At 65.0% G+C, this 10,429-nt stretch carries 17 protein-coding genes; 7 read left to right on the top strand and 10 right to left on the bottom strand.

Annotated elements, in window-relative coordinates:
- Nucleotides 1-32 precede the first annotated feature (32 nt).
- The gene (locus MKK75_RS36415) at nt 33-176 is read left to right on the top strand and encodes a heme-binding protein (protein ID WP_409567601.1); all 144 of its coding nucleotides are present in this window, start codon (nt 33-35) and stop codon (nt 174-176) included.
- Between the two features lie 56 nt (nt 177-232).
- On the opposite strand, the gene MKK75_RS21885 is transcribed toward MKK75_RS36415, so the two are convergent.
- Together MKK75_RS21885 and MKK75_RS21880 are read right to left on the bottom strand one after the other, a co-directional pair.
- A complete protein-coding gene (locus MKK75_RS21885; protein WP_244044622.1) occupies nt 233-421 on the bottom strand; it encodes a hypothetical protein in 189 nt (62 codons plus the stop codon).
- A gap of 340 nt (nt 422-761) precedes the next feature.
- Nucleotides 762-1,295 carry a hypothetical protein gene (locus MKK75_RS21880; RefSeq protein WP_244044621.1) on the bottom strand — a complete coding sequence of 178 codons (534 nt, stop codon included), beginning with the start codon at nt 1,293-1,295 and terminating at the stop codon, nt 762-764.
- Between the two features lie 209 nt (nt 1,296-1,504).
- Between MKK75_RS21880 and MKK75_RS21875 the strand changes: the two genes are divergently transcribed.
- The 4 genes from MKK75_RS21875 to MKK75_RS21860 all read left to right on the top strand — a co-directional run bounded on the left by MKK75_RS21875 (nt 1,505) and on the right by MKK75_RS21860 (nt 5,532).
- On the top strand, nt 1,505-1,885 hold the full coding sequence (locus MKK75_RS21875) for a hypothetical protein (protein WP_244044620.1): 381 nt from the start codon (nt 1,505-1,507) through the stop codon (nt 1,883-1,885).
- A 280-nt stretch (nt 1,886-2,165) separates the two neighbouring features.
- Nucleotides 2,166-2,396 (top strand): hypothetical protein, encoded by a 231-nt coding sequence (locus tag MKK75_RS21870; protein WP_244044619.1) that lies wholly within the window; start codon nt 2,166-2,168, stop codon nt 2,394-2,396.
- Nucleotides 2,393-2,848, top strand: coding sequence for a hypothetical protein (locus MKK75_RS21865; protein WP_244044618.1), 456 nt, complete (start codon nt 2,393-2,395; stop codon nt 2,846-2,848). Before MKK75_RS21870 ends, MKK75_RS21865 begins: the two co-directional genes overlap by 4 nt.
- Nucleotides 2,845-5,532: a bifunctional DNA primase/polymerase gene (locus MKK75_RS21860; RefSeq protein WP_244044617.1), complete on the top strand. Its 2,688-nt coding sequence runs from the start codon at nt 2,845-2,847 to the stop codon at nt 5,530-5,532. The genes MKK75_RS21865 and MKK75_RS21860 overlap by 4 nt, the downstream gene beginning before the upstream one ends.
- Before the next feature lie 219 nt (nt 5,533-5,751).
- Here MKK75_RS21860 and MKK75_RS21855 read toward each other — a convergent pair whose 3' ends face one another.
- Nucleotides 5,752-6,120, bottom strand: a complete 369-nt coding sequence (locus tag MKK75_RS21855; protein ID WP_244044616.1) for a hypothetical protein — start codon at nt 6,118-6,120, stop codon at nt 5,752-5,754.
- A 257-nt stretch (nt 6,121-6,377) separates the two neighbouring features.
- Nucleotides 6,378-6,689, bottom strand: a complete 312-nt coding sequence (locus MKK75_RS21850) for a GCG_CRPN prefix-to-repeats domain-containing protein (RefSeq protein ID WP_244044615.1) — start codon at nt 6,687-6,689, stop codon at nt 6,378-6,380.
- Between the two features lie 204 nt (nt 6,690-6,893).
- Between MKK75_RS21850 and MKK75_RS21845 the strand changes: the two genes are divergently transcribed.
- Nucleotides 6,894-7,151 (top strand): hypothetical protein, encoded by a 258-nt coding sequence (locus tag MKK75_RS21845; protein WP_244044614.1) that lies wholly within the window; start codon nt 6,894-6,896, stop codon nt 7,149-7,151.
- 55 nt (nt 7,152-7,206) lie between these two features.
- On the opposite strand, the gene MKK75_RS21840 is transcribed toward MKK75_RS21845, so the two are convergent.
- From MKK75_RS21840 to MKK75_RS21820, 6 genes are all read right to left on the bottom strand, one after another.
- On the bottom strand, nt 7,207-7,554 hold the full coding sequence (locus MKK75_RS21840; RefSeq protein WP_244044613.1) for a hypothetical protein: 348 nt from the start codon (nt 7,552-7,554) through the stop codon (nt 7,207-7,209).
- A gap of 22 nt (nt 7,555-7,576) precedes the next feature.
- Nucleotides 7,577-7,738: a DUF3309 domain-containing protein gene (locus MKK75_RS21835; protein WP_091713772.1), complete on the bottom strand. Its 162-nt coding sequence runs from the start codon at nt 7,736-7,738 to the stop codon at nt 7,577-7,579.
- Nucleotides 7,739-7,879: 141 nt separating this feature from the next.
- Nucleotides 7,880-8,122, bottom strand: coding sequence for a hypothetical protein (locus MKK75_RS21830; RefSeq protein ID WP_244044612.1), 243 nt, complete (start codon nt 8,120-8,122; stop codon nt 7,880-7,882).
- 299 nt (nt 8,123-8,421) lie between these two features.
- Complete coding sequence (locus tag MKK75_RS35840; protein ID WP_279594047.1) at nt 8,422-8,619, bottom strand: hypothetical protein; 198 nt, start codon at nt 8,617-8,619, stop codon at nt 8,422-8,424.
- Nucleotides 8,534-9,343, bottom strand: a complete 810-nt coding sequence (locus MKK75_RS21825; RefSeq protein WP_244044611.1) for a hypothetical protein — start codon at nt 9,341-9,343, stop codon at nt 8,534-8,536. Before MKK75_RS21825 ends, MKK75_RS35840 begins: the two co-directional genes overlap by 86 nt.
- A gap of 77 nt (nt 9,344-9,420) precedes the next feature.
- Nucleotides 9,421-9,831: a hypothetical protein gene (locus MKK75_RS21820; protein ID WP_244044610.1), complete on the bottom strand. Its 411-nt coding sequence runs from the start codon at nt 9,829-9,831 to the stop codon at nt 9,421-9,423.
- Between MKK75_RS21820 and MKK75_RS21815 the strand changes: the two genes are divergently transcribed.
- On the top strand, nt 9,824-10,327 hold the full coding sequence (locus MKK75_RS21815) for a MucR family transcriptional regulator (RefSeq protein WP_244044609.1): 504 nt from the start codon (nt 9,824-9,826) through the stop codon (nt 10,325-10,327). The two genes, MKK75_RS21820 and MKK75_RS21815, sit on opposite strands and share 8 nt — an antisense overlap.
- Nucleotides 10,328-10,429 lie beyond the last annotated feature (102 nt).

The following is a 10,429-nucleotide window of genomic DNA, read 5'->3' as shown; positions in this document are numbered from 1 at the left end:
CGAACGCGGCGCTTCTCGCCTTCCCGGGACGCCTGCCACTGACGGGCGGGTTGCCGCTGCTGGTGGGCGATGAGATCGTGGGCGGCGTCGGCTCGTCGGGTGGCGAGCCCGAGGACGATCTAGCCGTGTGTCACGCCGTGTGCGCAGCGCTGCGAGAGCTGCCCCTCGCTAGCTGAGCGATTGTGTGCGCGGCCCGGTGGTGGCTCGCCCTGTCGATCCATGGCGCTCACCATCATGGAGCGCCGCGGCGCTTGCCGCGGGTCTGGGGTTTCGTGGCGCTGGTGCGAGCCGGGGCAAGATCCTGCGAAGTCATCGCCTGCAGGGCCGCCTGCATCATCGGGCCGAGGCCGCCAGGGGCGTCGGGGCGCTTGGCCGGAAGCCGCGCCGGCCGCTTCGTCGCCTTGTTGTAGGGGGCGCCCATCAGGCGGCCGCCGACAGCACTGCGACCGCCGGGGCGGACGGGGTCGGCGGAGAGGGCGGAGCATCAGTCTCGACGCTCGCCGCGATGGCGGCACGCACCAGGGCAGACGCATTCGTACCCCGGCGCTGAGCGGCGCCACGAAGTGCAGCGCGCAGCCCGCGATCAAGGCGGATCAACAAAATAGTGTCGAGATTGGCCGGTCGCATTGCGCGCCTCCCTTTCCTGTTCTGGAAGGTAGAGGTTCGCGCAGGTAAGTATATACAGCGCAGGTAACAGCTTACCGACGCGTCCCTTCGAGGATTAAAACAACCCTCTCGCTGTCTATGGCAGATTGTCGCAGTTATAACGTGGGTCTGAAGGCCGAATTCACATCTTCTAGGGAGATCGTTCCACTCAATATGCCGGCGAAAACTTTGCTCAAGGCCTCAAGATTGTAGATGGCTGAGAGATGGGCATATTCTTCTATTTTGCGTCGATCCGTTTCTGACACTTGCTTATCCCCGCCGCTAACATTGGCTGATAGTGTTCTTGCCATCTCCGCCAATTCGTCTCTGTCAACTTTGCGAACTGGCGCAGTCAAATCATCTACAAGCTGAGTGACCCCGGCTCGAATAGCTGCCCGCGTGGGCTCATGAACCTTCCAATCTTTAGAGCCCAAATGAGCGCCTGATTTATCAGTGTAATTCTCAATGGTGCTAACTAAGCTCGATATACGAGACACCATTACATAAAGATTTTCACTGCCATTGAGCAACGACTGCGCCAAAGATGCGGTCTGAAAACTCTGGTCCACACGGCGCTCAATTTCTTCACTCATTGATCGGCCCGCCTTGTCGGCAGCCTCAACAACAAGGTCGCGCGTCTGGTCGCTCATGCGGAAGGCGTAGTTCCGCCGAGTTCCTTTCCCCGGCGCCTTGGGTGGCCTGCCCGGGCCACGCCGCGGAGGTTCTTCAGCAGTCGCCATCGGTTTTCCTTCCTGTGCCGCAATATCCCTCATAATCCTGGTGACAGTAATTGACAACGCCCTCGATAGGCGCGAGTTTGCATTCTGTCATTTTATCCGATGACAAATGCGAGGCGCAGATGAGCGGAGCGATTGAGAGGGCGGCGACAGCAGTGGCCAAGCGCAAGGCAACCATCGCCGCGCGCCCCCACGGACCTACCCCGGAGGACTGGATTGAAGTGTTGGAGAACCCGACAACCGGCCCAGTCGTGGCTGGCCGGTTCTACGGGCTCGGTAGGAACGCGAGCTACAACAGTTGCGAGTCGGGCGACCTCCCACAGGCGTTCCGCGCGGGCGGGCAGTGGCGCGTGCCGACCGAGCCCCTGCTGCAGAAGGTCGGCCTTATCGGCTTAGAAGCCCGGGAAGCGGCTCTACGCCGAGCCCGTGAAGCGATCGCGGCGCGCGCAGCTCAGCGTTGCGACACCCGCCATGCTGGCTCTTCTGAGCCCATCGCCGCCTGACCCCTCGCCCATTGGCGGGGTCAGCCCCGCCGGCCGGTCATCCCGCGCCATTCCAGCCGGCGCTCAGCAGCAGGACCCCACACATGAAAAACCCCGCCAATCGCGGGGCGAAGGCAGGGCTCTCCAAGATTGTCGCTTCGCAGGCTGACAATCAGGGATATGCCCTAACACCCGGCGCCCTTCAAGTACGACGCCTTGTCCAGCGTGGTCTTACCCCGGCGGTAGCCGCCGCGACCGCGAGCCTCGCCTACGCGGTCCCGGAACACTGGAGCTGCCGCGCATGACGGCCGCTCTCACCACCATGCGCGCCGGAGACGGTGCGCCCCTCGCCCATCTCCAAATCGCCGAACGGGCTGGCCTCGCCGCCCGGTACGCCGAAGCCGCCAGCAGCCTCGCGGATGCCGGGGACACGGCTGCGATGGTGCATGCCCTCGGCTGTGCCGGGCGAGCAATCCTCGCCGCTATCGAGGCTGCGCGGACGCTGCGCCCGACTGATGGGGGCGGCCGATGAACGTGCGTGTCGCCGACAACATCACAGCCGCTCGGATCGACGCCTACTTGGAAACGGCGCCGGCGCACCTGAAGCCGATCATGCTCGCCGTGCGCGACCGCGGGTGCGCCTGGGTCACTGTCCCGCAGAAGGTTGGCCGGTTCGATCTGCCGAAGGGCCGGCCGCTCATCACCGTCATCGGCGATGACCTGCACGTCGCCATGGGCCCGGCCGGCTTCCACCGGAAGTCGATCCGCCGCGTGATCGCCGCGTCCCGCTTCGTCAGCATCGTGGCGGGTGAGCCGATGACGATCGCCTACGCCACGCCCGCCCTGGGAGCCGCCGGGCTGGGCCTGAACGGCACGATCATCGAAACCCGGCCAGAATTCGAGATGCACTGGGTCGACCTTGTTCAGAGGGAGGCCCCGAACGCGCAGCTCATCATCGTCTCGGTCAAGGAGCGCGGACATTGAACGCTCGCCCGACCGATCACACCCCCAGCATGGTCGACCACGCGCTCGCCTACGCCCGTCGAGGCTTCCCGGTGTTCCCGTGCGATCCGATGGACAAGCAGCCGCTCGTCCCGCGGGACAAGGATGCAGACGGCAAGCCGATCCCCAAGACCGGCGGCCTTAACAAGGCAACCCGTGATGAAGCACAGATCCGCGAGTGGTGGCGCAAGTACCCGCGCGCCATGATCGGCCTGCGCATGGGCCCCGAGGCTGGGGTGTTCGCGATTGACCCCGACGTGCCGAAGGAGCCGGGAGACCCGGACGGGCTTGCAGCCTGGCGTGATCTGGCGGCCGCACACGACTACGTGCCGACCACCCACGCGCACGTCAGCCCTCGCGGCGGGCGCCATCTATTGTTCGCCTACCCGGCGGACATCACCATCACGAACAGCCCCGGCAGCCTGCCGCCCGGTATCGACGTGCGCGGGGCCGGTGGCTACGTCATCGCACCACCGAGCCGGATGGCTGATGGCCGGGAGTACCGGCTGGAGCGCCCTGAGCTGGCGTTCAGGCACGAGCCCGCGCCCGACTGGCTGCTCGACCTCCTCAGGAAGCCCGAGCCCGCTTCTGCACCCCCACCCGAGCAAAAGAAGACCAGCGAGAAGTCTGCCCCGCCGCCGCCGAATGGTGCGCGCTCGCGCATCTTCATGGACGATGTGCCGGACAGCTACATCGCCCGCGCCGTCGAGGAAGAGTGCGCAGCGGTCGCGACCGCGCCGCGGGGCCAGCGCAACAAGGCGCTGAACACCGCCGCGTTCAAGCTCGGCACGCTCGTCGGCGCTGGGCGCCTCGATGCTGGCACGGCCACCCGGCGCCTCTATGATGCCGCGGCAGCGAGCGGCCTCGTTCAGGATGACGGCCAGCACGCCGCGCTCGCGACCATCGAGTCCGGACTGACGTCAGGGTCCGCCAAGCCTCGCGAGTTCCCCGAGCGCAAGGCCCGGTCCGGAGCTCCGGTCCAGGGGCGCGAGGAGCGGCAGCAGGGGACCGAAGGAAATGGCACCTCAACACCCGGTGCCGGCGATGGAGACCAAGCGGAGCGGCCCGCCATTCAGGTCGTCAACGGTGAGGTGCCCCGAGCCGTCGTCGAGACTGAAGAAGCCATCATCGCGGCCCACATGCCGATCTTCACCCGGTCCGGGAGTTTGGTCCGGCCCGTCATCGAGAGCGTCCCGGCATCGAAGGGGCGGCAAACCACGGTAGCGCGCCTCAAGACCATGTGCGCGGCCAGTCTCGCCGATCACACGGCGCAGGTTGCTCGCTATCAGCGGTTCGACGGCCGGTCGAAGGATTGGGTCACGATCAACCCGCCGGCCGAGGTGATGAACGCGCTGCTCGCCCGCGATGGCAAATGGCGCCTGCCTCCGATCGCCGGCGTCATCACGACGCCGACCCTGCGCCCCGACGGGACGATCCTCGACCGCCCCGGCTACGACCCCGAGACCCGGCTGTTCCTATCCCTCGACCCGGGTTTTCAGATGCCGGAGATCCTTGAGCGTCCGGGACGCGAGGAAGCCGAACAGGCGCTGCATCTCCTTGAGGATCTACTGGTCAGCTTCCCGTTCGTCAGCGACGTGGACCGGGCCGTCGGCTTGTCGGCACTCATGACGCCGGTGGTGCGCGGCGCACTCCCGACGGCGCCGCTCCACGCGATCCGCGCCAGCACCCCGGGCACCGGCAAGAGCTACTTGGTGGACCTCGCCAGCGTCATCGCCACCGGCCGCCGGTGCCCCGTGATTGCCGCGGGTCGCACCGAGGAAGAGACCGAGAAGCGTCTCGGCGCGCTCCTGCGCGAGGGCGTGCCGATCATCAGCATCGACAACGTCAACGGTGACCTTGGCGGCGACGCCCTATGTCAGATGACGAACATGCCGATCGTGCGCGTGCGCGTCCTCGGCAAGAGCGAGGCGCCCGAGACCGAGTGCCGGGCGACGGTGTTTGCCACAGGCAACGGCTTGATCCTCGTGGGCGACATGACCCGGCGGACCGTCCTCTGCACCCTGGATACCCAGGCCGAGCGGCCCGAGCTGCGGGACTTCGACTTCGACCCGATCGAGCGGGTGCAGGCTGACCGCGGAAGATACGTTGCGGCGGTGCTCACGATCATTCGGGCCTACCGCGCGGCAGGGTCGCCGAAGGTGTGTGGTCCGATCGGCAGCTATGAGGATTGGACCGAGGCAGTGCGCGCACCGCTGATCTGGCTCGGCCAGCCCGATCCGTGCGCGAGCATGGAGAAGGCTCGCGAAGAAGATCCGGAACTGTCCGCGATCCGGGAGCTGTTCGGCCATTGGCAAGAAAGCCTGACGCTCTCGGACGGATACACCACCAACACGGTTATCAAGACCGCCTGCGCGCGGGCACCGACCGGCAGCATCGACTTCAATCAAGTCGGGTTCATCCTACCCGAGTTCCGAGACCTCCTGCTGCGGCAGGCCGGTGATGGCGGCGCGGTGAACACCCGTCGCCTCGGCAAGTGGCTGGCAAAAATCAGCGGTCGCGTGGTCGATGGCTACCGCATCGAGATGAAGATCGACGGCAAGCACGGCAATCGGTTCTCGCTTCGGCAAGTGGGGGGCTCCGAGCCGGCCGACCCGTTCGCAGGCCTCGACACAGACGACGTCCGCCGCGCCGAGCCGCTGTTCTGACCATGGGCACCGCACGCATGGGGGTTTCGAGGGTTTTGAGGGTTTCCTATGACCATCACGCGGGAAGAAGCAGGACAGTTTTACGTGAAGGGCTGAAACTAACCCTCAAAACACTCCAAACCCCCATCCGGTGTGTGACAGGTGGTTGGCCATGACCCCCTGTCGACTGACCCGCACGAGGCGGAGGTGAAGAGCCGCAGCAGAGAGCTGCCTATCAGATCAGACACCCACGCTCGCCGCGCCTGCTTCAACCGCCTGTCTAACCGTCGCACCGTTGCGCAAGGCTGCGGCTATCGTGGCCGACGCCGTGTCGATCGCACCGGCTCGCTCATCGCCGTAGTCTCGGACGCTCTTCGACTCGGACCCAACGCGGGCATGGAAATTGTCCGGGAAGCGGTTGCCCATCCGCATCTTAAGCATCAGCGAGGCGTCGCGATAATCGGCATCGAAGTTTCCGGCCTTGTTCAGGGTCTGGGTTCCATAAGCTCCTGTCTCGCTTTCTTTCGCCAGAGAAGAGCTTCCTCGCTCCGCACCTCTTCCAAGAAAGAAATGGATGATCTTGGAGACCAGCCAACTGATGATGTTCATCGGGATACCCTGGGCGAGCAGCGGCAGATGCGCCCTGTCGTAGAAGGCAACGCATCCCAACGGGCTTCGGGCATCGAGGTGCTGTCATGACCGCCCCGCGCACGCGCGCACCCGCGAGTGGGCAAAGTTGGCAGAGTGTGACCGCCCAAGCTATCGAGGTCGTCACCAGTGCCTTGCCTGGTATTGCCCTTAGGAAGGCCTAGGAGCGCAGCGCCGCTATGGTGAGCGGTCTGCCTGAACTGGCCTGAACGCTGAGATCAGTACCCACCGTAGAACCGGCGCGGGCCATCGTAGCCGCCATAGCCGCGATCGTAGCCCCGGCCATACCCATAGCCGGGTCGGTCGCCGTATGGGCCGCGCGGACCACCATAGCCCCAGCCGCGATCGTTGGGACGGCAATGGCCCCAGGGGTTCGGGTGAAAGCCTGGGCCACAGCCGCCGGCGACACGCTCGATCAGGACCCCACCGTCGGGCGGGCCGTACCCGAACGGAGCCGCATTGGCCGTCGTAGCAGTGGTCAGCCCCGCTACGATCAGCGCGGCCATCCCGATCATCTTGGAGCGGATCATGACACGATCTCCTAAAACCGTCGGACCGGGCTTGCCGGACCGGATGCCAGGAGAATGAGCTGGGCGCGCTGAATTTGTTCTGGGTCGCTCGTTCATCGACCCGACAGGCTTGGCCGTTCGCGTCGCGCTCTACCCGCACACAACAAAAACGGCGGGGCTCACACCGCGCCGCTCGCTATTCAGCTGCTGTTCTCAGTACCGATCGTGTGGCCGCGGCGGACCATCCTCGTCGAACTCGCGCCGACGCTCCTCACGCCGGATCGCGTCGTGTCGCTCCTCACGGAACTCTTCTCGACGCTCCTCTCGGCGGATCTCGTCAGCCTCACGTTCCCGCGGCGAGCGCGGATCGACCCGCACGCCACCCGGTCCGATGTCGATGCTCTGAGCGATAGCTGGCACGCTCGGGATAGCGAGCAGACCCGCTGCGATCAGCCCTCTGGCAATGATGTGCTTCACGTCTGATCCTCCAAAGCTAGGCCGGTAACGAGCTTGGTCGGCTGACGTTCCGACCGGTGGGCTACCAACCTAGCCCTAGCTCCTTGGTGACTGCGTTGGGCGTGGCATCGCGCAGAGCTTCGATCACGGCTGCTATCGCATGACGCGCCGCTCTGCGGACCCGCAACGGCACGGCGCGCTTGTAATCCAGGACCGCCGCCAGCGTGTCGGTCGCTGCGCGCGCATCGACGAGCGACCGCTCCAGCATCGGTGTCATCTCGATCCTGTGAAGCAAGCTCATGAAGGAATGGGCGGCGATCGCCGTGACGTGATCACCCATGCCGATCTCGGATGTTTCGATGGCTTCCAACCACGGCGCGAGCAGCTTCGACAGCACTGGCGGCAGGTCGCTTGTATCGATCTGACCCACTCTTTGCCTTCACCCGAACACGTCAGAGCCGTCCAGTTACCAGCAGCACGATCAGTACGATGATCAGGATACCCCCCAGGCCGATGCCGCCGATGCCGTTGTAGCCTCCGCCGTAGTAGCCGTAGCCACCACCACCGAGCGCCAGCACGATCAGCACGATCAGGAGAATGGTGACGAGGTTCATGCCAGGGTCCACTCGATCGGATTGAAACTCGTCGATCTGAAGGAGTCGTCAAGCGGAGGCTTCAGACCATAGTCAAGCCTCAGGCGCAACGATTCCCGCGATGCCACGGCGCTGTCGCTGCGCTCGCGGAAAAGGTGGAGCTTACACCCCACCACCATCACCCCTGAAGGTTGCTTCCTTGGTTCCGTTCGCCGCGGGCAGCGGTGGCAGTTCCGCCAGATCCAGCAGCACGCGCGCGCCCTGGATCGCCGCCACGGTCTCTGGGGCCGCCCCTTGCGAGCGTGCCCTCTGCTCCAAGTCCGCCAAGCGGATCCCGAGCACCTCGGCTTGCCGCCGGTTCTGTCCGGGTGGGAAATCGCCCAACAGGTCGATGAGTTCGACCATGAGCGAGCGTGGGACGACCATGTTGGCAGGAGATTGCATGTGCCGGCCCCTCAGCATCCCGAGCCCGGCAACCTGCCTCATCTCGAACGCGCATGCTCCAACACAGTTTAGAATTGGGGGCTGCCATCTGCCAGCAGCCCCACAGCGTGGAGTACACTCGGCACTTGTCGGTCGAGCATATCAATTTGTGCGTGTTTTTATACCGGAAATATACACGCATAGATTGTCGCGTAACTGGAGGAAGATTGTTTGAAAGACGACACTCCCCCGCACAAGGCGCGCGAAACACAGGATGCGGCCTATGCCAACCCGTCTAGCGCCCCCCGCGCCCCGGCGATCGTCGCTCGGCACACCCGGCGGAACGCGACCATCTCGCCGGTATGCAGCCCGGTTCGATAGGATCCATTTCGCTCACCCCTCGGCCCGCCGCTTCCCTTGGCGCCCCCGTGCATCCGGCACCGCATCTTTCCGCTGACTGCTGGCGACTGGCAGGCCATCCCCTTGCGGGTCCGGGCACAGCACCGGCGCGACAGGCGCAAATGTGAGGGCTCGCGGCTCTGTGGGTGCATGGGGTCGGCTTTCGTTTTTCCGCTCCCCCCCGGGGGGATGAGTGACATTCCCGACGATCGCCTGACCGCCTTCGTAGACGTGGACGTGCTCGACCTTGACCTTCTGCTCGCCACCGCGCCGCATCTTCGCCAGCGCCTCGGCCTGCATGGTGTAGGTGCGCATGAGCTTGTTCGCGAGATTGCCCAGAGCGTCGATGGCGTCGACCTCCTTCGCCTGAGCTGCCCGGCCGAGGGCCTGCATCGCGGTCTGGTGGGTGGCCGCCATCTGCACGGCGAGCTGCGCAACCATCTCGTCCTCGGCATCGACGCACTGGACCATGGCGAGCATGCTGTTGGCGACGCTCTCGGCCTTGGCTGGCTCGGCCAGCGCTATCCGCACGAGGTGATGGACCTGCTGCTGCCCGAACGCGACGGATCCCGTGCCCATCGCGTCGGCGACCTGGATTGCCCAGATGGCCGCCGACGAATGCGGGGGGCCGAAGCTGAAGCTGCCATCATCGTGTGACTTGAGCTTGATCCGGGCGAGCCGCCTGCGCTCGTCGAACCGGGAATGCACCGTGAGGGCCGACTCGGTTTCCGCCTTGGTCGGCTCGGGCAGCTCGGGCTCCTCGACCTGAGCAGCTTCTACGGTCGTCTTGCGCTGCCTTGTCATGCCCCGCCCTCCTACAAAAAACCTGGACCCCTTGTGTCTTTTGAAGGCGTTGCCGCGGTCGATCCGGCCGCCGCAACCTACCCCAGCCGCATCGTCACTGACCCATCCTCTGGGTCGACCGCCGCGACCCGAGGGCCTCCGATCTCGATCACGCCTGCCACATCGTCGAGCCCACGGTTACAGGCCGTCGCGAGAACATCGCTCGACGGGGAGGGCAGGACGAGTAGGAGGCTGCGCACTAAGACGGACACGACCGTCACACGCATGGTTGGATGGAACGGCGCTCCATCCCGATCGCGCTCGTAGGCCGTTACGACGTTGTCGGCGATCAGGGTGGCGAACCGCTCAAGGTCGGGGCTTGGCATCATCTCAGCGGTGCCTGAAGTAAATGATATCTCAAGATAACGTATTGCGTTTTGCGGCGCGACAACAGACTGTGCTGTCTTCTCCAAAATCAGGTGCACCGTGAGCGAGAACGTAATGACCATCGAGGCTTCGGCCGTCGATTTCATTGATCTGACGGCGAACGTCGTCTCGGCCTACGTGTCGAAAAATTCTGTCCGACCCGGCGACATGGCAGAGCTTATCGCCAACACGCACGCTGCACTCAAAGGGCTTGGTCAGGGCAGCGCAGCTGAGGCTCCGGCAATCCAAAAGCTCACCCCTGGCCAGATCCGGAAATCCATCACCCCGGACGCACTGATCAGCTTCATCGACGGCAAGCCGTATAAGACCCTGAAGCGGCATGTCACCGGTAACGGCATGACGATGGAGGAGTACCGGACGCGCTTCGGCCTGCCGAGCGATTACCCGTCCGTGGCGGCCAGCTACTCCGAGCCGAGCTCGGCACTCGCCAAAAACCTTGGGCTCGGCCAGCAGCGGAAGAACTCGGCGAAGGCCGGCGAGCGCGCCGAGGTCGTTTCCGACAAGCAGAAGCGTGCCGCTGGTGGGCCGCGGAAGTCTGAGGGAAGCCCTGTGGCCTAAGGCGCAGGGCGGATCTGTCTGTTCCCTCCGGCTTGCATCAGCTAGCGTCGGACTCCGACGCGATGCTGAATGGCGCCCCAGCGCCGTGAGAGTGTGCGCCAC

The organism is Methylobacterium sp. J-030, assembly GCF_022829545.1.
In the GTDB taxonomy this organism is placed as follows: Bacteria; Pseudomonadota; Alphaproteobacteria; order Rhizobiales; family Beijerinckiaceae; genus Methylobacterium.
Note: the sequence above shows the minus strand (reverse complement) of the source record. Positions and strands in the feature narration are given on the sequence as shown.